21 protein-coding genes are annotated in these 22,408 nt (G+C 70.2%); 3 read left to right on the top strand and 18 right to left on the bottom strand.

Features of this window, described 5'->3' with window-relative positions; genetic code table 11:
- Positions 1–44 precede the first annotated feature (44 nt).
- Positions 45–1,076 (top strand): helix-turn-helix domain-containing protein, encoded by a 1,032-nt coding sequence (locus tag ABTX24_RS10990; protein ID WP_350839489.1) that lies wholly within the window; start codon positions 45–47, stop codon positions 1,074–1,076.
- Here ABTX24_RS10990 and der read toward each other — a convergent pair.
- The 17 genes from der to ABTX24_RS10905 all read right to left on the bottom strand — a co-directional run bounded on the left by der (position 1,073) and on the right by ABTX24_RS10905 (position 17,566).
- Positions 1,073–2,458 carry a ribosome biogenesis GTPase Der gene (gene der / locus ABTX24_RS10985; RefSeq protein ID WP_160023729.1) on the bottom strand — a complete coding sequence of 462 codons (1,386 nt, stop codon included), beginning with the start codon at positions 2,456–2,458 and terminating at the stop codon, positions 1,073–1,075. The two genes, ABTX24_RS10990 and der, sit on opposite strands and share 4 nt — an antisense overlap.
- On the bottom strand, positions 2,451–3,191 hold the full coding sequence (locus ABTX24_RS10980) for a lysophospholipid acyltransferase family protein (protein ID WP_350839487.1): 741 nt from the start codon (positions 3,189–3,191) through the stop codon (positions 2,451–2,453). Before ABTX24_RS10980 ends, der begins: the two co-directional genes overlap by 8 nt.
- Positions 3,188–3,883 carry a (d)CMP kinase gene (gene cmk / locus ABTX24_RS10975; protein WP_350713902.1) on the bottom strand — a complete coding sequence of 232 codons (696 nt, stop codon included), beginning with the start codon at positions 3,881–3,883 and terminating at the stop codon, positions 3,188–3,190. Before cmk ends, ABTX24_RS10980 begins: the two co-directional genes overlap by 4 nt.
- A gap of 10 nt (positions 3,884–3,893) precedes the next feature.
- Positions 3,894–4,994 (bottom strand): prephenate dehydrogenase, encoded by a 1,101-nt coding sequence (locus tag ABTX24_RS10970; RefSeq protein ID WP_350839485.1) that lies wholly within the window; start codon positions 4,992–4,994, stop codon positions 3,894–3,896.
- A 102-nt stretch (positions 4,995–5,096) separates the two neighbouring features.
- Positions 5,097–5,495: a VOC family protein gene (locus ABTX24_RS10965; RefSeq protein WP_160023737.1), complete on the bottom strand. Its 399-nt coding sequence runs from the start codon at positions 5,493–5,495 to the stop codon at positions 5,097–5,099.
- Positions 5,492–6,295: a helix-turn-helix domain-containing protein gene (locus ABTX24_RS10960; RefSeq protein WP_160023739.1), complete on the bottom strand. Its 804-nt coding sequence runs from the start codon at positions 6,293–6,295 to the stop codon at positions 5,492–5,494. The genes ABTX24_RS10965 and ABTX24_RS10960 overlap by 4 nt, the downstream gene beginning before the upstream one ends.
- A gap of 105 nt (positions 6,296–6,400) precedes the next feature.
- Complete coding sequence (thrS, locus tag ABTX24_RS10955) at positions 6,401–7,630, bottom strand: threonine--tRNA ligase (RefSeq protein ID WP_350839483.1); 1,230 nt, start codon at positions 7,628–7,630, stop codon at positions 6,401–6,403.
- A 202-nt stretch (positions 7,631–7,832) separates the two neighbouring features.
- Complete coding sequence (locus ABTX24_RS10950) at positions 7,833–8,600, bottom strand: pseudouridine synthase (RefSeq protein ID WP_160023742.1); 768 nt, start codon at positions 8,598–8,600, stop codon at positions 7,833–7,835.
- Positions 8,597–9,277 (bottom strand): SMC-Scp complex subunit ScpB, encoded by a 681-nt coding sequence (gene scpB / locus ABTX24_RS10945; RefSeq protein WP_350839481.1) that lies wholly within the window; start codon positions 9,275–9,277, stop codon positions 8,597–8,599. Before scpB ends, ABTX24_RS10950 begins: the two co-directional genes overlap by 4 nt.
- Complete coding sequence (locus ABTX24_RS10940) at positions 9,270–10,175, bottom strand: segregation and condensation protein A (RefSeq protein ID WP_350839479.1); 906 nt, start codon at positions 10,173–10,175, stop codon at positions 9,270–9,272. The genes scpB and ABTX24_RS10940 overlap by 8 nt, the downstream gene beginning before the upstream one ends.
- Before the next feature lie 11 nt (positions 10,176–10,186).
- On the bottom strand, positions 10,187–10,555 hold the full coding sequence (locus ABTX24_RS10935) for a hypothetical protein (RefSeq protein WP_160023748.1): 369 nt from the start codon (positions 10,553–10,555) through the stop codon (positions 10,187–10,189).
- Entirely contained in the window at positions 10,537–11,487 is a 951-nt protein-coding gene (locus ABTX24_RS10930; RefSeq protein ID WP_457166034.1) for a ParA family protein, read from the bottom strand. The genes ABTX24_RS10935 and ABTX24_RS10930 overlap by 19 nt, the downstream gene beginning before the upstream one ends.
- A 303-nt stretch (positions 11,488–11,790) precedes the next feature.
- A complete protein-coding gene (locus tag ABTX24_RS10925; protein ID WP_350839477.1) occupies positions 11,791–11,937 on the bottom strand; it encodes a hypothetical protein in 147 nt (48 codons plus the stop codon).
- 30 nt (positions 11,938–11,967) lie between these two features.
- Entirely contained in the window at positions 11,968–14,574 is a 2,607-nt protein-coding gene (locus tag ABTX24_RS10920) for a DEAD/DEAH box helicase (protein WP_350839475.1), read from the bottom strand.
- A complete protein-coding gene (gene xerD, locus ABTX24_RS10915) occupies positions 14,571–15,467 on the bottom strand; it encodes a site-specific tyrosine recombinase XerD (RefSeq protein WP_378840886.1) in 897 nt (298 codons plus the stop codon). Before xerD ends, ABTX24_RS10920 begins: the two co-directional genes overlap by 4 nt.
- A 193-nt stretch (positions 15,468–15,660) precedes the next feature.
- Positions 15,661–16,776, bottom strand: a complete 1,116-nt coding sequence (gene ald / locus ABTX24_RS10910; RefSeq protein WP_160023758.1) for an alanine dehydrogenase — start codon at positions 16,774–16,776, stop codon at positions 15,661–15,663.
- Positions 16,777–16,924: 148 nt separating this feature from the next.
- Entirely contained in the window at positions 16,925–17,566 is a 642-nt protein-coding gene (locus ABTX24_RS10905) for an NUDIX domain-containing protein (RefSeq protein WP_350839471.1), read from the bottom strand.
- Positions 17,567–17,588: 22 nt separating this feature from the next.
- Between ABTX24_RS10905 and pepN the strand changes: the two genes are divergently transcribed.
- Complete coding sequence (gene pepN / locus ABTX24_RS10900) at positions 17,589–20,027, top strand: aminopeptidase N (protein ID WP_350839469.1); 2,439 nt, start codon at positions 17,589–17,591, stop codon at positions 20,025–20,027.
- An 88-nt stretch (positions 20,028–20,115) separates the two neighbouring features.
- Positions 20,116–20,589: an SRPBCC family protein gene (locus tag ABTX24_RS10895; protein ID WP_350713890.1), complete on the top strand. Its 474-nt coding sequence runs from the start codon at positions 20,116–20,118 to the stop codon at positions 20,587–20,589.
- 94 nt (positions 20,590–20,683) lie between these two features.
- On the opposite strand, the gene pyrG is transcribed toward ABTX24_RS10895, so the two are convergent.
- Positions 20,684–22,396, bottom strand: a complete 1,713-nt coding sequence (pyrG, locus tag ABTX24_RS10890) for a CTP synthase (RefSeq protein ID WP_160023764.1) — start codon at positions 22,394–22,396, stop codon at positions 20,684–20,686.
- Between the last annotated feature and the right edge of the window lie 12 nt (positions 22,397–22,408).

The raw sequence follows: 22,408 nt of genomic DNA, 5'->3' as shown, positions 1-22,408 counted from the left end.
ACTCCGTCAGCACCGGAACATCCGGGTTGTGTCGCAGAAGTGCCATGCTCGGCCTCGTGCTCGGTCTGACCCCCGATGAGACCCTCGCCTACGGCGAGCTCATCACCATGCCCTCCGCCACCGCCGCCGAGTTCGCGGCCGCCCTCAGCGCGTTCGGGACGTCACCGGGAGAGGCACATCTGCTGCTGCGCCGCCTCGAGGAGCACGGTCTGGCCGCTCGGATCACCGGCGACGAGCGGCGTTTCGCCGCCGCCCCGCCCGCGATCGCGCTCGGCGCGCTGCTCGCCCGGCAGCAGGACGAGGTGCGGCAGGCGGAGATCGAGCTCAGCCGCCTCGACGAGGCCTACCGGGTGGCGGCTGCCGGCCGCGGGCCCACGGACGTGGTCGACGTGATCCACGGCGAGGACGCCGTCCGGCACCGGTTCGAGCAGGTCCAGCTCGGCGCGCGCGAACGCGTCGACGCGTTCGTACGCCCGCCGGTGATCGTGACCTCCAGCCAGGAGAACTCGGCCGAGAACAAGGCCGTCGCGCGGGGCGTGCACTACCGGGTCGTGGTCGAGCGCAGCATGCTCGAGAGCCACGACGTGACCGTCGACGAGGCGATCGAGGCGACCGACGCGGGCGAGGAGATCCGCTTCGCCGACCAGGTGCCGCTCAAGCTCCTCATCGTCGACAGGCGGCTCGCCCTGATGCCGCTGACCTCCTCGGGCGACGTCGTCGGTGCGCTGCTCGTCCGCGAAAGCACGCTGCTCGACGCCCTGATCGCGCTCTACGAGAACGTGTGGGACCAGTCGACGCCGATGCTGGTGGGGACCGCCGGTCTCACCGGCGACGTCGCGCACCAGGTCGACGACGAGGACGCGCAGGTCCTCGGGCTGCTGCTCGCCGGGCTCACCGACCAGGCCGTCGCCAAACAGCTCGGTACGTCGCTGCGTACCGTGCAGCGCAGGGTGCGAGCGCTGCTCGACCTCGCCGGGGTGGAGACCCGGATGCAGCTCGGCTGGCACGCCGCGAACCACGGCTGGGTGCAGGTAGGGGCGGACGGTCAGCTGACGCCCGCCCCACCCGAGGACTAGCGCTTGCGCTTCTCCCGAACCCGCTGCTGGAGCACGATCGGGGTGCCGACGAAGCCGAACTCCTCGCGCAGACGGCGCTCGATGAAGCGCTCGTAGGAGGCTTCGAGCTTGCCGCTGGTGAACAGCACGAACGTCGGCGGCGCGGTGGAGGGCTGAGTGCCGAAGAGGATCTTCGGCTGCTTGCCGGACCGGACCGGGTGCGGGTGCTCGGCGACGAGGCGGCCGAGGAACGAGTTGAGCGCGCCGGTGCCGATCCGCGTCTCCCAGCCCTCGAGGGCCTTGTCGAGAGCCGGGACCAGGCGGTCGACGTGCCAGCCGGTGCGGGCGGTGATGTTGATCCGCGGGGCCCACTGCACCTGGACGAGATCGCGCTCGATCTCGCGGTCGAGCTGCCAGCGACGGTCCTCGTCGACGAGGTCCCACTTGTTGAACGCGATCACCAGCGCCCGGCCGGCCTCGCGGACGGTCTGCAGGATGCGGATGTCCTGCTCGGAGATCTTCTCGCCGCCGTCGAGGACGAGCACGGCGACCTCGGCGCGGTCGATGGCGGTGGTGGTGCGCAGGGAGGCGTAGTACTCGTGGCCCGAGGCCTCCTTGACCCGCTTGCGGATCCCGGCGGTGTCGATGAAGCGCCACTCGCGGCCGCCGAGCTCGATCAGCTCGTCGACCGGGTCGACGGTGGTGCCGGCGACGTTGTCGACGACCGCCCGCTCCTCCTGGGCCAGCTTGTTCAGCAGGCTCGACTTGCCCACGTTGGGCTTGCCGACCAGCGCAACCCGGCGCGGGCCACCGATCTCGGTGCCCTCGGGAAGCGGCGGCGGGTCGGGGAGCACCGCGAGGATCGCGTCGAGCATGTCGCCCGAGCCGCGGCCGTGCAGCGCGGAGACCGGCCAGGGCTCACCGAGCCCGAGGTTCCACAGCGCGGCGGCCTCGGCCTCGGTGCGCATGTCGTCGACCTTGTTGGCGGCCAGGACGACCGGCTTGCCGGACTTGCGCAGGATGCGTACGACTGCCTCGTCGGCGTCGGTGATGCCGACGGTCGCGTCGACCACGAAGAGGACGGCGTCGGCCAGCGAGACCGCGATCTCGGCCTGAGCGGCGATCCGCTCGGCCAGGCCCTGGGCGTCGGGGTCCCAGCCGCCGGTGTCGACCAGCGTGAACGCCTTGCCGTTCCAGTCGGCGTCGTAGGAGACGCGGTCGCGGGTCACTCCGGGTACGTCCTGGACGACGGCCTCGCGACGACCGATGATCCGGTTGACCAGGGTCGACTTCCCGACGTTCGGGCGGCCGACGACCGCCAGCACCGGCAGTGGGCCGGCCGGGGTCTCGTCGGTCTCGGTGGTGTCTCGTACCTCTTCGTACGAAACGTCGGGGTCAGTCATTGTTCTCCTCGCTAGGTAGCGGACCGGGCAGTTCGCGACCGGTCAACGCCAGGGCATGGTCCTGTTGGACCTGCATGTGCTTCTGGAGCAAACCCGAGACATGCCCGACTTGTTCCCTGGTACGCGGCCAGCCTACGCGCTCGACGTGGAAAGGCTCGCCATAGACGATGTCGATCCGAGCACCTTTGTGTGGCAGCGACGAGACGCCGCCGCCCGGATCGCGGCTGCCGAGCATCGTCACCGGCACCACCGGAGCACCCGAGGCGAGGGCGAGATAGGCGGCGCCGCGGTTGAAGTGGGACAGGTCGCCCGCGCCCCGGGTGCCTTCGGGATAGATGCCCATCGCGTTGCCCTCACGCAGCACCTTCAGCGCCATCTTCACCGCGGCCGGGTCGCTGCCGAACCGGTAGAGCGGGATCTGACCGGCCCAGCGCAGGAACGGGCCGAGGAACCAGTGCTCGAACATCTCGAGCTTGGTCAGGGCGTGCACCGGTCGCGGCGTGAAGATCGCCAGCAGCGGGCCGTCGATGATCCCGATGTGGTTGGAGGCGAAGACGACCGGCCCGGTCGCCGGGATGTTGGCGGTCTCGTGCAGGCGTACGTCGAACCGGCGCCGGATCAGCCACCGGGCGTAGACGTTGATGTGGTAGAGCGCCCACCGGCTCGGATGCGGGACCCCGTCGGTGCGGGGAAGCTCGGTGCGGGGTGTGCCCGCGGGCGGGCTCGCGCTCACTCCCCCGCCTTCTGAGCGAGGTCGACGACGAGGTCGATGACCTCCTCCAGCGTGTAGGGCGTGGTGTCGAGATGGGTGGCGCCCTCCGGCACCACCGCACCGCCCTTGGTGGAGTCGATCTTGTCGCGGTTCTCCAGCGACGCGCGGACGGCCTCCGCGTCGGTGCCGCCCTCCTCGGCCGCGCGGCGCGCGGCGCGTGCGGCGGGGTCGGCGGTGACGTACAGCTTCAGGTCGGCCTGCGGCCAGACCGCGGTGCCGATGTCGCGGCCCTCGACCACGATGCCGGAGCCGGCGGCGAGGGCGTCCCGGATCTCCTGCTGCTGGAGCGCGATCAGGCGGGCACGGACCTCGGGGACGGTGGCGACCGGGGAGACCGCCGCGTTGACCTTGTCGCTGCGGATCTCGACCGAGACGTCGGCGCCGTCGAGGGCGATCGTCGGGGCGAGCGGGTCGGTGCCGGAGGTGATCACCGGCTTGCCGGCCGCGGCGGCGATCGCGTCTGCGTCGTGCACGTCGATGTCGTTGCTGAGCATCCACCAGGTCATCGCCCGGTACATCGCGCCGGTGTCGAGGAAGCGCATGCCCAGGCGGTCGGCGACGCCGCGCGAGGTGCTCGACTTCCCGGAGCCGGAGGTGCCGTCGACGGCGATGACGATGCGGGCGGGTTCAGTGGTGGGATTGCTGCTGCTCACGGGCGGGAGCCTACCGGTGAGCGACCCAACCCCGGGACTCCAGAATCGCCTGCATCCGGTCGGCCGCGTCGTCGGCCACGATCAGCTCCATGACACCGACCGGGCGGCCGGGGTCGTGGTCGATGCGTACGTCCTCGATGTTGACGCCGCTCTCCCCCGCGTCGGCGAAGAGACGGGCCAGGTTGCCGGGCTCGTCGGGCACCGTGACGTAGATGGTCGCCTGCGCGGTCTGCGGCCGGCCGTGCTTGCCGGGGATGGCTCTGGTCCCCGCCTGCCCCTCCTTGAGAAGTACGTCCAGGGCGGCCGCGTCACCGTTGCCCACCGCCGCGATCATCTCGTCGAGCTGAGCGCGCACCTCGGTGAGCAGGTCGGTCACCGCGCGGGCGTTGCCGGCCACGATCTGGCCGTAGAGGCCGGGATCGCCGGCGGCCACACGGGTCACGTCGCGGACCCCTTGACCGCTGAGGCCGAGGTGTCCCTCGGGCGCCACCGCCAGGCGGCCGGCCACCAGGGCGGCCATCAGGTGCGGGACGTGGGAGGTGCGGGCGACGGCCTGGTCGTGGTCCTCCGGGCTGAGGGTCAGCGGAACGGCGCCGCACAGCGTGGCGAGCTCGCCGACGAGCTCGGTCGCCTCGAGGTCCGCCTCCGCGTGCGGCGTGACCGCCCAGGGCCGCCCTTCGAACAGCGTCGAGGTCGCGGCCAGCGGCCCGGAGCGCTCGCTGCCGGCCATCGGGTGCCCGCCGACGTAGCGTCGTACGTCACCGGGGCTGTGCTCACGGACGTAGGCCAGCGGCGAGGCCTTCACGCTGCCGACGTCCGTCACGACGGCGCCGGGGCTGTCGGCGAGCGCTCGGGCGATCACCTCGCCGAGGTGCGCCGGCGGGACCGCGACGACGACCAGCTGCGGCGCGTCGCCGGGCCTGCGGCGGCGGCCGGCCCCGAGGCCGGTCGCGGTGCGCACGTGACTGGCGACCGAGTCGCTCAGCAGCACATCGAGTCCGGCGGAGGCGCAGGCGAGCGCGACCGAGGTGCCGAGCAGGCCGACACCGACGATCTCGACCGGGCCGGTCAGAGTCGACAGCCCTCCCCCTGCGTGCCCGGTCTGTGTCATGCCTCCAAGGCTAGACGGTCGATGCCGCCGGACCCTTCTCGTCTCAGCGCATGTGGTGCGCTACCGCGACCGGCGACCAGGGTGTGCGATATCGCGTCGCGATCACGAAGGCTGGTAGCTGCCGATGGACCAGGAGTTGCCCTCGGGATCGGTCACGGTGCCACCGCGGCCGCCGTAGTCCTGGTCGACCATCGGCCGGTCCACGGTGGCGCCGGCGGCGACCGCCTTGTCGAAGACGGCGTCGGGGTCGTCGGTGACCAGGTAGGCGGAGGAGACACCGGTGTTCTTGATGCCGCCGTCCTCGCGTACCTGTCCGAACATCAGCCCGCCTCCCCCGGGCCAGAGCCACTCCGCGTGGTGCACGATGCCGCCCTCGCGGTAGGTGGCGTGCTCGACGAAGCCGATTGCGCTCAGCCACGTCATCATCTTCTCGGCGTCCTGGAACGCCATCGACTGCCAGTACTTGATCTTCGCTACGTCGGTCTTCTGCTCAGTGCTCATGCATCCGAGTCAACGCCCGATGCGTAGGCCAGGTCTTGAACGAATGGGAACTCCTCGCGCAGCCAGGTCGTGGGCGTACACCCGCCGAATTCCTGCCACTCCCGCGTCAGGTGCGCCTGGTCGGCATAGCCGCAGGCGGTCGCCGCGCGGGCCAGTGGCATCCGGCCGACCAGTCCACGCGAGCGGTCGAAGCGCGCCAGCCGCTGGAACTGCTTCGGCGCCACCCCGGTCTCGGCGCGCACCAGGTCACTGATCCGCCTGCGGCTGTAGCCGACGTCGTCGGCCACCTCCTGCACTCCCGCTCCCCCGGTCAGCAGCGCCAGCGCGCGGCCGACCTCCGCCCTCGGTCCGGGCTCGCCATGGCGTGCCAGCGCCTCGACCAGGCCGGTCACCACCAACCGTGCCCACTCCCGCGGATCGGCCTCGGCCAGCCGCTCCGGAAGATGACGTACGCCCCCAGGTGCCGCGACCTCGTCGAGGGCGAGGAGCTCGCCGCGCCACGCCGCCGCCGGCATCCCGAACAGCGCCCGCACCCCGGTGGTGGTCAACCCCAGCTGTACGCCCCGCTGGTGGCCGTGGTGATGGATCGCCGCCGGCCGGGTGTGCAACCCGGAGACCATCGACCACGCCGTCACCGGCTCCGTCCCGCTCCCCCACGAGGTCACCAACGGCTCGTCTACCGGGAGCACGAAAGTGATCTCGGTCGACGGCATCCCCCGATGCACCCCCGGCGCCCCGAAGTCGACGTCGTAGGTGACCAGCGAGGTGACATAGGGCCGCAGCACCTCCGGCACGGTCATATCTCGATGGTGCCACGGTCGAGGCGGGTTGCCCATGCACTATCGCCGCCGGCGAGGAGGGTGTGCGATAGCGCTGGGCGGTGATGGTCATGACGCCTCAAGCTCTCACCACGACACGCCAACCGCCCGAGACTCGTACGCCGCCTTCATCCGCGCCACCAGATCATCGACATCGACCCGCCGCTCGACACCGGCGGCGACGTCGCGTACCTGAACCTGCCCTCCATCGGCCTCGACCGACCCGAGGACCGCGATCAGCGGCTCCCGCCGGCGACGAGACTCGCGGATCCGAGCACCGAGCGAGCCGTCGGCGTCCAGACGCGGACGGAGCCCATCGGCGACGAGCGCGTCGACGAGCCCGCGGGCAGCGGCGTCCTGATCTGCGGAGACAGGGAGGACGGCGATCTGGACAGGCGCCAGCCACAGCGGGAGACGACCCTGGTAGCGCTCCAGGAGGGCAGCGGTGACGCGCTCCATCGACCCGACGGTGCCTCGATGGACCATCACGACCCGCTGCTGGGACCCGTCGGCGGCGTCGTAGGTGAGGTCGAAGCGCTCGGGCTGGTTGAAGTCGACCTGGACGGTGGCGATGGTCTCCTCATGGCCGGCAGGGTCGATGACCTGCAGGTCGAGCTTGGGTCCGTAGAAGGCGGCCTCGCCCGGCGCCACGACGACCTCGACGCCGGCCTCGGCCGCCGCCTTCCTCAGCGCCTCCTCGGCGCCGTCCCACTGTTCGACGGAACCGAGGTAGGACGGAGAGTCGTCGCGGAGGGAGAGGCGTACGTAGTCGACCCGCAGACCGAGGATCTCCTGGGCCTTCAGCGCCGACCGCAGCGCCTTACCCGCTTCCTCGGCCACCTGGTCGGGGCGGCAGAAGACGTGGGTGTCGTCGAGGTTGATCTGGCGTACCCGGCTCAGACCCGAGAGCACCCCGGAGCGTTCGGCGCGGAACATCGGGGCGAGCTCGTGCAGCCGGATCGGGAGCTCACGGTAGGAGTGCTGGCGGGCCTTGTAGACCAGCGCATGGTGCGGGCAGTTGGCCGGACGGAGCACGAGATCGTCCTCGTCCGAACCCGATCCCATCGACATCGGCGGGAACATGTCCTCGGCGAACTTCGCCCAGTGACCCGAGCGCTCGAAGAGCGCACGTTTCCCGAGCACCGGGGTCTTGACCGGTACGCAGCCGTCGGCCCGGGCCAAGTCGGCGGCGAGCCGCTCCAGCTCGGCGAAGATGACGGCCCCGTCGGGCAGCCAGAGTGGCAGCCCGGATCCGGCCAGCGGGTCGGTGGCGAAGATGGCGAGGTCGCGGTTGAGGTCGCGATGATCGAGATTCATGGTGTGCTCCTGGGTCGAGGTCCCGGAGCACGGCCACCAGAGACGAGAACCGCCCCGGAGCGATGCTCCGGGGCGGTCTGCGAAAAGTGGACAGCAGGTCAGCGCCGGAGTGGGTCCGGCGTCGTCGTGCTCATCGCGCGCTGCTGCATGCCGATCACCTTAGCGGCTCGAGCCCCACGTACGCACCAGGGTTTCTGCGGCCTCAGAGCTCGGTGGTGTCGAGGAGCTCGCCGAGCTCCTCGCGGGACAGGTCGCGCATCTCGCCGGGCTTCATGGTGCCGAGCCGGACCGGGCCGATCCGGGTGCGGGTCAGCCGCGTCACCGGGTGGCCGAGGTGGTCGAGGAGGCGGCGCACGATGCGGTTGCGGCCCTCGTGGATGACCAGCTCGATGATCGACTTGTCCTTGCGGGTCTCCATGATCCGGGCCTTGGTGACGGTCACCGGTCCGTCCTCGAGGGTGACACCGGCGAGGAGCCGCTTGCGTACGTTGGGGAAGATCTCGCCACTGACCTCGGCGACGTAGGTCTTGTCGACCTCGTAGCTGGGGTGGGCCAGCCGGTGGGCGAAGTCACCGTCGTTGGTGAGGATGATCAGGCCCTCGGTGTCGGTGTCGAGACGGCCGACGTGGAACAGACGCTCGGGGCGGTCGGCGACCAGGTCCGAGAGGTTGCGTCGGCCTTCGGGGTCGCTCATCGTCGAGACCACGCCACGCGGCTTGTTGAGGGCCAGGTAGACCTTGCCGGAGATCGGCGGGAGCCGCTTGCCGTCGACGCGTACGACGTCCTTGCCGGGGTCGACCTTGGTGCCGAGGCGGGTGACCACCTCGCCGTTGACCTCGACGGAGCCGTTGAGCATCAGGATCTCGCTGCCGCGCCGCGACGCGATGCCGGCCAGGGCCAGCAGCTTCTGGAGCCGGATCAGGCCCTCGTCGTCCAGCGGCAGATCGTCTCGCTCAGGCAGGTCGCTCACGTCTTCGATTCTGCCGTATCCGCCGAGTCATCCCCATTTGCCGCGCTCTCTTCCGGTTGTGCCGCCAGCGCCTCCTGGCTGACCTGCTCGGTCAGCTCCTCCTCCATGTCGGCGAGGTCGGGCAGGTACGGAGCCAGCTCGGGGAGCTCGCCGAGGTCGGTGATGCCGATCCGCTCGAGGAAGTAGCCCGTGGTGCGGTAGAGGTTGGCGCCGGTCTCGTGGTCCTGGCCGGCCTCCTCGACGAGGCCGCGGGTGAGCAGCGTTCGCATCACGCCGTCGACGTTGACACCGCGGATCGCGGAGACCCGGGCGCGCGAGACGGGCTGCTTGTAGGCGACCACGGCCAGCGTCTCCAGGGCAGCCTGGGTGAGCCGAGCCTGCTGACCCTCGAGCACGAAGCCCTCGACGACGGCGGCGTACTCCTCGCGGGTGTAGAACCGCCAGCCGCCCGCGACGTTGCGCAGATCGAAGCCGCGGCCCTGCTCGGTGTATTCGCCCGCCAGGGCCTCCAGGGCCTCGATCACCGCTGCCGTCGGGTGACCGACCGCCGAGGCCAGAGATGCCGCCGCCAGCGGCTCGTCGGCGACCATCAGCACCGCCTCGAGCGCAGGCCGCAGGTCGGCGAACTCGATCGCCAGGGTCTCCTCGGTGGTCTCCCCCGTGGCAGCCTCAGTCATCGTCCTTCTCCCCGTCATCGGCGCCGCCCTCCGCGGGCGGCTGCCCCTCGAACTCGTCCTGGATCAGCTCATCGACATCGAGCGCCTCGTCGCCGGTCCAGCGTATGGTCAGCTCGCCCAGCGCGGTGACCTGGTCGAAGGCGACCGCGCCCTCGCGGAAGAGCTCCAGCAGCGAGAGGAACCGGGCCACCGTGGTCAGCGTGTCCGGCGAGTCGGCGCAGAGGCCACGGAAGGTGACCTGCCCGCCGGCGCGCAGCCGCTCGATGACCAGGGCCGCCTGCTCCTTGACCGACACCTTCGAGCCGTGGATGTGGGACAGCCCGATCTCGGGCGGCCCCGGCTTGGGTGCCATCGCGGCCGCGGCGAGCTGGGCGAACTGCTCCAGCCCGATCCCGATGAGCACCTCGGGCAGGAGCCCCGCATAGCGCGGCTCGAGCTGGACCGAGCGCGGGTGGCGCTTGGACTCCTTCGCGAGACGCTCGCCGAAGACGGCCGCGACCTGCTTGAACGCCTTGTACTGCAGCAGGCGCGCGAAGAGCAGGTCGCGCGCCTCGAGCAGCGCGAGGTCTTCCTCGTCCTCGACGTCACCCTGCGGCAGCAGCCGAGCCGCCTTCAGGTCGAGCAGCGTGCTCGCGACCAGCAGGAAGTTGGAGGTCTGCTCCAGATCCCAGACACCCTTGCCCCCGCCCTCGGGCGACCTCTCGGCGGCGCCCTTCTTGACGTAGGCGATGAACTCGTCGGTCACCGTGGCCAGGGAGACCTCGGTGATGTCGAGCTTGTGCTTGGCGATCAGGCTGAGCAGCAGGTCGAAGGGACCCTCGAAGTTGCCGAGGTGCACCTCGAAGCCCCCGGCACCGCTCGACTCCTGCTCCTCGGCCCCCTCCGGGGCATCGGCCATCTGCGTGACCGTCACTCGGCGAGCCGGTGCACGAGGGCGCTGTCGTCCCCGTACTCCTCCAGGTCGGCCAGCACGATCGCGAGCGCCTCGCGCACCAGCCGGCCGCGGTCGACCGCGATGCTGTGCTTGGCCCGCAGGTTGAGCCGGGCGTGCTCGAGGTCGAGCAGCTCCTCGGAGGTGATGTAGACCGTCATCTTCTCGTCATGGCGTACCCGGCCGCTGGACCGCTTCTTCGCAGCCGGTGTCTCCTCGGCCGGCTCGGGCACGGCATGCACCGGACGGGCCTTCGCCTCGGCGGCGGGCCCCGCGGCGGCAGCGCCGTCGGACGTACGCCGGAACAGGTCGTCGGCAGCCGGAACCCTCACTCGCCGCGTTGCCATCGGGCCAGCACCTCCTTGGCGAGCATCCGGTAGGAGTCGGCGCCGGTGGAGCTGGATGCGTACTCGGTGATCGGCTCGCCGACCACGGTGGAGTCGGCGAACTTCACAGTGCGGCGGATGACGCTGTGGAAGACGCGGTCGCCCCAGCCGTTGACCAGGGTCTCCATGACCTCGCGGCTGTGCATGGTGCGGCTGTCGTACATCGTGCCCAGTATTCCGTCGATCTTCAGACGCGGGTTGAGCCGCTCCTGAACCTTGTCGATGGTGTCCTTGAGCAGGGCGACGCCGCGCAGCGCGAAGTACTCGCACTCCAGCGGCACGACCACGGAGTCGGAGGCGGTCAGCGCGTTGACGGTCAGCAGGCCCAGGCTCGGCTGACAGTCGATGAGGATCACGTCGTAGTTGGCGACGGCCGGCGCCAGCGCGCGGGCCAGGGTCTGCTCGCGAGCGACCTCCTGGACCAGCTGCACCTCGGCGGCGGAGAGGTCGATGTTGGCCGGCAGCAGGTCGACGCCGTCGATGCCGGAGGGGACGACGACGTCCTCGAGCGTGATATCACGCTCCATCAGCAGGTTGTAGACGGTCAGCTCGATCTCGTTGGGCTGGAGACCCAGACCGACCGAGAGCGACCCCTGCGGGTCGAAGTCGACCATCAGGACCTTGCGGCCGTGCTCGGCCAGCGCAGCACCCAGGTTGATGGTGGTCGTGGTCTTGCCGACGCCACCCTTCTGGTTGACCATCGCGACCGTGCGCGCGGGGCCGCCGGTGGCGGGACCGGGCTCGGGGAGGTTGGGCCAGGGACGACCGGTCGGGCCCATCTTGTTCTTGCCCGGGGAGTCGAAGGACCCCGCGTCGGGCTCAGGGGCGTTGGCGCGCAGCCGGGCCGAGGGCGGATAGGCCGGCGGCGGGGCCGCCGGCGTCTGCGGAGGCATCTGCGGCGCGGTCGCGCCACCTGCTCCGAAATAGCTGTCTTCCATTCCTCCACCCCCGGTTCAGTTGCCGCGGCCCTGGGACGATCACGGCTAGCGGGTCTATATGTCGACACGGCGACTCTAAGACCCGGATCTGCGCGACTGTAGGAGCCGCGCCGGGCGTGTCACAAGGCAAATCCGGGTGATTCTGCTACGCGGCCCGAATCTGTTGATGACCTGTGCACTTGGCGCACCGCCAGCCCCACAGGGAGGGCCTTCGATGTGGAGAAACCTGTGGATGGATCTCCGCTCGGTCGGTCGAGCTCAGTGCGACCGACGGCGCTTCTGGAACTGGTCGTAGGCCTTGCCCGCAGCGTCCTTGATCTTCTTCTGATTCTCGGGCTTACGAGCCTCGTTGGCGATCTTGGCGATGGCCGCGACGACGACGGGGTTCTTCAGTAGCTTGCGCACGCCCCAACGCTAGCGGAACCGAGCAACCCGTCACAGCCGACGCATCGCCACGGTCGCCAGAACCAGCTCGCCGGCCTCGTCGCTCGCGTCCAGATCGGCCACCGCCTCGATCACCCAGTCGTGGTCACCGGCCGGGTCGTCGAGGGTCTGGGTGACCCGCCAGACCCGGGTCGAGTCGTACGCCTCGTCCTCCTCGTCCACTCCCGCCGGGGCGCCGCGCTCGACGGTCCAGGTGAGCAGCTTGGGCGAGCGCGCGTCAGCGGAGATGCCCACGTCGTCGTGCTCGGCGAAGTAGGCCTCGAGGGCGTCGTCCCAGCGGGACCGGGTCATCACCACGTCGCGCGCGGGCTCGAGCCGGTCGGCTGCGGAGCGCTCGAGCGACATCAGCGTGTCGAGGTCGTCCCGCGAGACCGCGTCGACCCGGGCCCACATCGCGTTGCGGACCATGATCTCGAACGCACGGGTCTGCTGGGACAGCGACCGCGGTGGTGGTGGCGCCTCGTGGTGGGCCACGGCCGACGGGATGTGCTCGGGGTCGGAGAGCGCCTCCCACTCGTCGAGCAGCGAGGAGTCGGTCTGCCGGATGGTCTCCCCCAGCCACTCGACCAGGTCCTCGATCTCGGGACTCTTGTGGGTCTCGGGGAGGGTGTGCCGGAAGGTGCGGTAGGCGTCGGTCAGGTAGCGCAGCACCAGGCCCTCGGAGCGGGCGAGCTGGTAGCGGCGTACGACGTCGGTGAAGGTCATCCCCTGCTCGTACATCTCGCGCAGGATCGACTTGGGGTCGAGAGCGTCCTCCGGCAGCCACGGGTGGGTGCCGCGGTAGACCTCGAAGAGCGCCTCGAGCCGCTCGGCCATCGGCTTGGGCCAGGTGATCTCCTCGATGAGAGCCATCCGCTCGTCGTACTCGACGCCGTCGGCCTTCATGTTCTCGATCGCCTTGCCGCGGGCCTCGTGCTGCTGGGCGAAGAGGATCTGGCGCGGCGGCTCGAGAACGGACTCGATCACCGAGACGATCTCGAGGGTGTGCTCGGGCGACTCCGGATCGAGCGTGTCCAGTGCTGCGAGGGCGAAGTGGGCCAGCGGCTGGTTGAGGGCGAAGTCGGCGGGAAGGGCCTCGGTGAGGACGTAGCGACGCCCGTACGCATCGGGCTCGGCGAGCCTGGTCAGGACCCCGCTGTGGACCAGAGAGCGGGTCAGGCGCAGGGCCCGGCGGGCGAGCTTGAGCTGGGTCCGCCGCTCCTCGTGGTTGTCCATGGTGATCCGGCGCATCACCTCGAAGGCGTCCTCGTCGCGGGCGACGACGTTGAGGATCATCGAGTTGTCGACCTTCATCCGGCTCTGCAGCGGCTCGGGGGCGCCGTCGACGAGCTTGGTGAAGGTCGCCTCGGTCCACACGACCGTGCCCTCGGGCGGCTTCTTGAGCTGAGCCTTGGAGTTCTTCTTGCCGGCCTTGCGGCGCTCCTCGGACTTCGCCTTGGCCTTCTCGTTCTCGATGATGTGCTCAGGCGCCTGGACGACGACGTAGCCCTGGGTGTCGAAGCCCGCCCGGCCGGCCCTTCCGGCGATCTGGAGGAACTCCCTGGTGCGCAGGATGCGCTGGCGGCGGCCGTCGAACTTGGCCAGGCCGGTGAAGAGCACCGTGCGGATCGGGACGTTGATGCCGACGCCGAGGGTGTCGGTGCCGGCGATGACCTTGAGCAGCCCGGCCTGGGCGAGCTGCTCGACGAGCCTTCGGTATCTGGGGAGCATGCCGGCGTGGTGGACGCCGATGCCCTTGCGCAGCAGCTTGGAGAGGGTCTTGCCGAAGCCGGCGGCGAAGCGGACCGGCTCGAGCCGCTTGGCGATCTGGTCCTTCTCCTCGGTGGAGAGCTTCAGCCAACCGGCATTGAGCAGGGAGGTGCCGTGGGTGACGGCGTCCTTCTGGGTGAAATGGACGACGTAGACGGGAGCCTGGCCGGTGGTGACGAGCTCCTCGAGGGTCTCCTGGAGCGGCGTGAGGCGCCAGTCGAAGGTGAGCGGAACGGGTCGTTCCGCTTGGTCGACGAGGACGGTCTCGCGGCCGTTTCGCCTGGTCATGTCCTTGGCCAGGGCGCTGGTGTCGCCGAGCGTCGCGGAGAGCAGCAGGAACTGGGCCTGCGGCAGCTCGAGCAGCGGCACCTGCCACGCCCAGCCGCGGTCGGGCTCGCCGTAGTAGTGGAACTCGTCCATGATCACGAGCCCGACGTCGGCGTGCTTTCCTTCTCGCAGCGCCAGGTTGGCGAGCACCTCGGCGGTGCAGCAGATGATCGGGGCGTCGGCGTTGACGCTGGCGTCGCCGGTCAGCATGCCGACGTTCTCGGCGCCGAACGTCTCCACCAGATCGAAGAACTTCTCGCTGACCAGCGCCTTGATCGGCGCGGTGTAGAAGGAGACCTTGTCCTCGGCGAGCGCCGCCGCGTGCGCGCCCGCCGCGACCAGCGACTTCCCCGAGCCCGTCGGCGTCGCCAGGATCACGTTGTCGCCGGCCAGGAGGGACATGATCGCCTCGTCCTGGTGGGGGTAGAGGCTGCGGCCACTCCCCTCGGCCCATGCCACGACCGCCTCGTAGACGTCGTCAGGGCTCGCTCCGACCTTGGGGATCCAGCTGGTGTCGGTCACAGGGCCCTCGGGTGTGCGGTCGCGAAGACCTCTCGGAGATTGTCCACGGTGACAAGAGTGTAGATCTGCGTCGTGGTCACCGACGCATGGCCCAGCAGCTCCTGCACGACACGTACGTCGGCGCCGCCGTCCAGCAGGTGGGTGGCGAAGGAGTGGCGCAGGGTGTGGGGCGAGACGTCCTTGTGGATCCCGGCGCGCTCGGCGGCCCGGGTCAGCACGGTCCAGGCCGACTGGCGGGAGAGGCGGCCGCCGCGGGCGTTGAGGAAGAGCGCACCCCCCGAGCGGGCGGCCGCGAGGTCGGGGCGGGCCCGGGTCAGGTAGGCCTCGACGGCCTCGATGGCGTAGGAGCCGACCGGGACGATCCGCTCCTTGCCGCCCTTGCCTCGCAGGAGTACGACGTGGTCGACCCGGTCGAGATCGTCGACGTCGAGGCCGACCGCCTCGGAGATGCGGGCGCCGGTGCCGTAGAGCACTTCCAGGAGGGCCCGGTCACGCAGCGCGAGCGGCGTCCCGGGCGCGCCCGCCGCCTCCAGGATCGCCTCCACGTCGGCCAGTGGCAGCGCCTTCGGCAGCCGCTTCTCCGCGCGCGGAGGCTTCACGTGGCCGGCCGGGTTGGCCTCGACCAGCCCGTCGGCCACCGCGAACTTGTGGAACCCGCGCACCGCGACGACCGTCCGCGCCGCCGAGGTCGCGCTCAGCGCCGGGTGCTCCTCGCTGCCTTCGCGCAGGTGGGCCAGGAACCCCGACACCGTCGCCTCCGAGACCCCGGCGAGGTCGTCGACGCGCTGTTGGGCGAGGAACTCGGCGTACCTCCGCAGGTCGCGCCGGTAGGAGGACAGCGTGTTGGCCGCGAGGCCCCGCTCGACCGTCAGATGGTCGAGATACGTACGCATCGCGTGCTCCACCGCTGAAGCGGAGCCCGAGGCATTCGATGCGGCAGTCACGGGTCCATCCAACCAGGGGTGGCGGATCCGATCGGGGAGGAATACCCGGTTAACCGGGTATTCCGGCACTTCTCAGGCATTGCATTGCCTGAGAAGTGCCGGAACTGCCTGTACGGCGTGACTGCTGTGACTCCTGAGGCGATCAGCCGAGCACGTCTGCGAGCGCGACGGAGTCGATCCCGACCGCCTCGCCGACGGGCCCGTAGGTGAGCTGGCCGGCGTGGGTGTTGAGGCCCTTGGCGAGCGCAGCGTCCTCACGCAACGCCTGCTGCCAGCCCTTGTTGGCCAGGGCGACGGCGTACGGCATGGTCGCGTTGGTCAGGGCGTAGGTGGAGGTGTTGGGCACCGCGCCGGGCATGTTGGCCACGCAGTAGAAGGTCGAGTTGTGGACCTGGTAGGTCGGGTCCGCGTGGGTGGTGGCGTGGGAGTCCTCGAAGCAGCCGCCCTGGTCGATCGCGATGTCGACCAGCACCGAGCCCGGCTTCATCCGCGAGACCAGGTCGTTGCTGACCAGCTTCGGCGCGGCCGCCCCCGGGATCAGCACGGCGCCGATGACCAGGTCGGCCGCGAGCACCTGCTCCTCGAGCGCGAGCTTGTTCGACGCGAGCCCGTGGACCTGGTTGGAGTAGCGCCAGAACGACATCCGCAGCTTCTCCAGGTCGGTGTCGAGCAGCGTGACGTCCGCGCCCATGCCGAGGGCGATGTTGGCGGCGTTCTGCCCGGAGACGCCGGCACCGATGATGACGACCTTGGCGTTGGCGACACCGCCGACACCACCCATCAGGGTGCCGCGGCCGCCCTGGGCCTTGAGCAGGTTGTAGGCGCCGACCTGGGGCGCCAGGCAGCCGGCGACCTCCGACATCGGGTAGAGCAGCGGCAGCGCCCGGTTGGGCAGCTCGACGGTCTCGTACGCGATCGCGGTGACCTTCTTGGCCAGCAGCTCCTGCGTCAGCGGCTTGTCGGCGGCCAGGTGGAGGTAGGTGAACAGGGTCAGGCCCTCGCGCAGGCGGTGATACTCCTCCGCGACCGGCTCCTTGACCTTGAGCACCATGTCGGCGTTGCCCCAGGTCTCGTCGGCATCGCCGAGGATCTTGGCGCCGACCGCGGCGTAGTCGCTGTCGGGGATCGAGGAGCCGACGCCGGCACCTGCCTCGACGAAGACCTCGTGGCCGTTGGCCACCAGCTCGTGAACGCCCGAGGGGGTGATCGCCACCCGGTACTCGTGGTTCTTGACTTCCTTGGGTACGCCGATTCTCATTGCCCTGCCCTTCATGTGATGGCCCGTGAATGTGGTGGTCCGTGGGTCTACGGGTCAGCCGGATGTGCGCCGCCTGACGCGGCATGTCTAACCCGGTGTGGCGCACGTCACCAAAATCACGTCGCTCGGTCCTGACCAGACCCCCTGATCAGACTCTGCCACGAGACTTGAGAGCCGCATACGCAAGCACGGCCTGGACGACCGGCGAGTCGGTCGCCCGACCGTCCAGCACGGCCTCCAGAAGCTCCTCGAAGGGCACCCAGTGGACGCTCATCTCGGCCTCCTCGTGCTCGAGCTCGAAGCCGTCGCGGTCGCTGGCGGTGAGGCCGCGGGCGAGGAAGAAGTGGTGGACCTCCTCGGTGAGCCCCGGTGAGGCGTACGTCGAGAGCAGCGGCGTCCACTCCGCCGCCTCGTGGGCCACCTCCTCACGCAGCTCGCGCACCGCGACCTCGAGCGGGTCCTCGCCGGGGTAGTCGATCAGGCCGGCCGGCAGCTCCACGAAGCGCCGCTTCGCGGGATGGCGGTACTGGGTGATCACCAGGGCCCGCTCCTCCTCGTCCAGCGCCAGCACGACCGCGGCACCCGGGTGCTCGACCACCAGGCGACGGAACGGCTCCTCGTCCTCGTGACCGGGGCGGTTGATCCGGTCGGCGCGCAGCGCGACCACCCAGCCGTCACGGTGGAGGTCCTCGCTCGAGGCGACCGGCCAGCGCTCCGGGGCGTCCCACTCGGTGAGCGGTCCCTGGTCCAGCGGCACGGGCGAGTCGGAAATTCGTGCGTCCGATGTCATGGCCCGAGGCTACCCTCGGCTCATGTCTGCCACCTCCCCCGCCGCCCCTGCCTCACTCACCCAGGAGGAGGCGGCCGCGCGGGCCGCCACGGTCACCGTCGAGCGCTACGACATCTCGCTCGACATGACCGGCCTGCTGGAGGGCGAGACGCTCTCCAGCGTCTCCACGATCACCTTCTCCGCCACCCCGGGCTCGAGCACGTTCGTCGACTGCGTGGCCGAGGTCAGCGCGGCCACGCTCAACGGCACGGAGCTCGACCTCGCCACGATCAGCGCCGGCCGGATCCCGCTGGAGGACCTCGCCGAGACCAACACCCTGGTCGTGACCGCCTCCCAGTCCGACACCGCCTCCTCCGAGGGCGTGCTGCGCACCGTCGACCCCTCCGACGGCAACGTCTACGTGTGGACCTCCTTCGAGCCCGACGACGCTCGCCGGCTGTGGGCCTGCTTCGACCAGCCCGACCTCAAGGCCGTGCACGGGTTCACCGTGAGCGCCCCCGAGCAGTGGACGGTGCTGTCCAACTCCGCGCCCGCGAGCGTCTCGGACCCGGCGGCCGGCGCGCGGACCTGGGTCTTCGAGGACACTCCCCCGCTCTCGACGTACGTCGTGGTGGTCAACGCCGGACCGTTCGTCGAGGTTCGCGAGGACCGCGGCGGCTACGACCTGGGCCTGTACGCCCGTCAGTCGCTGCGCAGCCAGCTCGAGCGCGACCGTGAGGAGATCCTGCACGTGACCGAGCACGGGCTGGCCTGGTTCGGCACCAAGTTCGGGATGCCGTTCCCGCAGCGCCGCTACGACCAGATCTTCGTGCCCGACATGGGCGGCGCGATGGAGAACTGGGGTGCGGTCACCCACAGCGACGTGTTCCTCTTCCGCACCGCACCGACCCACGCCGACCGGACCGAGCGCACCAACGTGGTCCTCCACGAGATGGCGCACATGTGGTTCGGCGACCTGGTCACGATGCGCTGGTGGGACGACCTGTGGCTCAACGAGGCCTTCGCCTCGTGGGCGGCCGTGTGGGCCTCGGCCGCGCTTCCCGACCACGCCGACGTGTGGGCGTCGATCGCGCTGACCGAGAAGAAGGCGGGCTACGACATCGACGCGACGCCCGCCACCCACCCGATCCGGGGCGTGGTGCCCAGCGTCGACGTCGCGATGGCCAACTTCGACGCGATCACCTACATGAAGGGCCAGGCCGTGCTCCAGCAGCTGCACGCCTACATCGGCGAGGAGGCCTACCTCGCCGGGCTGCAGTCCTACTTCGCCGAGCACGCCTACGGCAACACCGTCCTCGACGACCTGATGGGCGCCTTCGGAGCGGCCGCGGGCAAGGACCTCTCCGCCTGGACCACCGCGTGGCTCGACCACGCCGGCACCGACGTGATCACCCTCGCCGACGGCAAGGTCTCGGTCACCAGCCCCGACGGCACCGTACGTCCCCACCGGCTCGACATCGCCTCCTACGACGACTCCGGCGCCCTGCTCGCCACCACTGCGGTCACCGTGGCGGGCGAGCCCGTCGCGGTCTCGCTCCCCGATGCCGCCGCGCACCTGGTCAACGCGACCGACGTGACCTTCGCGGCGGTGCGCTCGGACGAGGCCAGCGAAGCCTGGCTCGGCCAGAACGCCGGCCGGCTACCCGATGCGGTGGCGCGGGCGGTCGCGGTCAACAGCGCCTGGACCGCCCTGTTCCGCGGCGAGATCGCCGGCCCCGAGGTCGTCTCGCGCGTCCTCTCGGTCCTCGAGACCGAGCGCAACCCGCAGGTCACCGGCGAGTTCCTGAGCATGGCCGTCACCGCTGCCGAGCTGTGGACGGCGCCCGAGCGGGTCGCCGAGCAGCGCGCGCTGGTCGCCGCAGCGGCCGCGGTGCTCGCCGAGGACCCGGCCAACCGCGACACCGCCCTGCGCGTGCTCGCCTCGCACGCCTCCACGCCCGAGCAGCTCGCGCTGGCCGAGCGAGGGGCCGCCGAGGACGTACAGGTTGCCTGGCGGCTGCTCGGCCGGCGCGCCGAGACGGGTGACTACGACGCCGAGGCCGTCGCAGCCCTGGAGGCGCGCGACCCGGATCCCGAGTCGTGGGTCAGTGCCCTCGGCGTACGCACGGCGCAGCCGCTCGCGGAGGCCAAGGAGGAGGCCTGGCAGGTGAGCATGATCGAGCGCCGGCTGCCGCGCACCGACGGTGGGTACGCCCTGAGCTCGGCGTTCTGGCGCCCCGGCCAGGAGGAGATCCTGGCGCCGTATGCGCAGCGATATCTCGACGCCGTCGCCGACATCAGGGGTGGCGGGCTGCTCGCCTACGGGCTCCAGCTCCGCTTCTACCCGGTCCAGGCCGGTGAGGACGTCGCCGCGGACGCACGCGCCGCCTGTGAGGGCGACACGCTGGTTCCGTTCGTCCGGCAGACGGTGATCCGCATGGCCGACGTACACTCGCGGCAGGTCGCGGCTCGCGCGTTGTGACCGCGGCAGAATCCGGGCCGCCAGAACGTATGGCCCGCGAGGACGCCGGGTACCTCTCGTGTCGTACGCAATCGAGAGGAGACACGACATGAGCACCATCGAGAAGAGCGTCCAGGTCGCGGTCCCGGTCAGCACCGCGTACGACCAGTGGACCCAGTTCGAGTCGTTCCCCCAGTTCATGGAGGGCGTCGAGTCGGTCCGCCAGCTCGACGACAAGCATCTGCACTGGAAGGCCGAGATCGGCGGCGTGACCCGCGAGTGGGACGCCGAGATCGTCGACCAGGTTCCCGATGAGCGCATCACCTGGCGTGCCGTCGAGGGTGCCACGAACAAGGGCACCGTCTCGTTCACCCCGGACGCGATGGCGAAGTCGACCCAGGTGACGCTTCACCTGGAGTACGAGCCCGAGGGCGCGGTCGAGAAGACCGGTGACCTGCTCAAGATCGTCGACATGCGGGCCAAGGGCGACCTCGAGCGGTTCAAGGACTTCATCGAGAACCGCGGCACCGAGACCGGTGCGTGGCGCGGCGAGGTGAAGCCGTCCGGCGAGGTACGTCGCTGACACACAGACGCAGAGCCCCTGGGCCCGGCACATGCTGGCCCCAGGGGCTCTGTCAGCTACTGCTCAGGCGTCAGCGCTGAGTCAGTGCTGATGATCAGGCGTCGGCCGTCTCCGGCAGCTCGACCTCGCTGACCTCGCGGCGCAGGTTGGTCTCGTCGATCGGGAACCGCTGCTCCTTCTGCCGGTCGAGGGCCGCCTTCACCAGCCCGGCGAAGAGCGGGTGCGGGCGGGTCGGCCGCGAGCGGAGCTCGGGGTGAGCCTGGGTGGAGACGTAGTAGGGATGTACGTCACGGGGCAGCTCGACGAACTCGACGAGCTGGTTGTCGGGCGAGAGGCCGGAGAAGACCAGGCCGGCGTCCTCCAGCTGGTCGCGGTAGGCGTTGTTGACCTCGTAGCGGTGGCGGTGGCGCTCCTCGATGGAGGTCTCGCCGTAGACCTCGGCCGCGATCGAGCCCTTCTTGAGCTCGGCGGGGTAGAGCCCCAGGCGCATGGTGCCACCGAGGTCGCCCGCGCCCTCGACGTACGCCTTCTGCTCCTCCATCGTGGCGATGACGGGCTCGGGGGTCTCGGCGTCGAACTCGGTGGAGTCGGCCTTCTCCAGGCCGAGCACGTTGCGGGCGTACTCGATGACCATGCACTGCAGGCCGAGGCACAGGCCGAGCGTGGGGATCTGGTGCGTGCGGGTGTAGGTCAGCGCGCCGAGCTTGCCCTCCAGGCCGCGGATGCCGAAGCCGCCGGGGACGCAGACCGCGTCGACATCGTGGAGGTTCTTGGCGGCACCCTCGGGGGTCTCGCACTCGTCGGAGGGGATCCAGCGGATGTTGACCTTGGCCTCGTTGGCGAAACCGCCGGCGCGGAGCGCCTCGCCGACGCTCAGGTAGGCGTCGGGCAGGTCGATGTACTTGCCGACAAGGCCGATGGTCAGCTCTTCCTTGGGGTGGTGCACCCGGCGGAGCAGGTCCTCCCACAGCGCCCAGTCGACGTCGCGGAAGGGCAGATCGAGCTTGCGTACGACATAGGCGTCCAGGCCCTCGCGGTGGAGCACCTTCGGGATGTCGTAGATGCTCGGGGCGTCGGCGGCGGTCACCACGGCGTCCTCGTCGACGTCGCACATGAGCGCGATCTTGCGCTTGATGCCCTCGGGCAGCTCGCGGTCGGCGCGGCACACGATGGCGTCGGGCTGGATGCCGATCTGGCGCAGCGCCATCACCGAGTGCTGGGTCGGCTTCGTCTTGAGCTCCTTGGACGGGCCGATGTAGGGCACCAGGGAGACGTGCACGAAGAAGACGTTGTCGCGGCCGAGGCGCTGGCGCACCTGTCGGGCCGCCTCGAGAAACGGCAGCGACTCGATGTCGCCGACCGTGCCGCCGATCTCGGTGATCACCACGTCGATCTCGGGGCCGTGCATGGCCAGGACCCGCTCGGAGATCTCGTCGGTGATGTGCGGGATCACCTGGACGGTCTCGCCGAGGTAGTCGCCGCGTCGCTCCTTGGCGATCACGTTGGAGTAGACCTGCCCGGTGGTCACGTTGGCGTGGCCGACCAGGTCGGTGTCGAGAAACCGCTCGTAGTGGCCGATGTCGAGATCGGTCTCGGCGCCGTCGTTGGTCACGAAGACCTCACCGTGCTGGAACGGGTTCATCGTGCCGGGGTCCACGTTGAGGTACGGGTCCAGCTTCTGCATGGTCACGCTCAGGCCACGCGAACGGAGAAGACGGCCGAGGGACGATGCCGTCAGGCCCTTTCCCAATGAGGAGGCGACGCCCCCGGTGACAAAAATGTGCTTGGTCAAGCTCGCCGACTTCATGGGCCTCAATCC

Source organism: Nocardioides sp. NPDC127514, assembly GCF_040302125.1.
Taxonomy (GTDB): domain Bacteria; phylum Actinomycetota; class Actinomycetes; order Propionibacteriales; family Nocardioidaceae; genus Nocardioides.
The sequence above is the reverse complement of the archived record's forward strand: the minus strand, read 5'-3'. Positions and strand labels throughout refer to the sequence as shown.